Source organism: Marinomonas lutimaris (assembly GCF_019426345.1).
GTDB classification, from domain to species: domain Bacteria; phylum Pseudomonadota; class Gammaproteobacteria; order Pseudomonadales; family Marinomonadaceae; genus Marinomonas; species Marinomonas lutimaris.
Genome location: NZ_JAHLLW010000061.1, coordinates 1 through 356 on the forward strand (window position 1 = coordinate 1; position 356 = coordinate 356).

1 protein-coding gene is annotated in these 356 nt (G+C 45.2%); it reads left to right on the plus strand.

Annotated elements, in window-relative coordinates; genetic code table 11:
• Positions 1-141 precede the first annotated feature (141 nt).
• On the plus strand, positions 142-356 hold a 215-nt coding region (locus KPL72_RS21110; RefSeq protein WP_219704362.1), incomplete at its 3' end, for a hypothetical protein.

Consider the following 356-nt stretch of genomic DNA (forward strand, 5'->3'; position numbering starts at 1 on the left):
AGCAATACCAACGTGTTCAGGGCATCGTGACAAAAGCGCACCAGCAATATCGCGCCCCCCCCCTGGTATGTACCCACTTTTGTAGCCATTTCTCAGCTATACTACATATCAGCAATCGATGATATTTTAAGGTGTGAGATGATGGCGTCAATCAAGTTTTCAAGCATTTTTGAAGTAGTGGCTGCAAACGAGGAGGAAGCACTGAGCCTAAAGGCTCAAGCAGAATTAATTGGTATGATTCGTGATATGGCGGCTAAAAATGGCTGGTCACATATCGAGGCCTGCGCCGAGGGAAACAGAATTATGATTAAGCAGGCGAAAAGCCAAGTAAATGACAATCGACTAAGTGAAGCAGA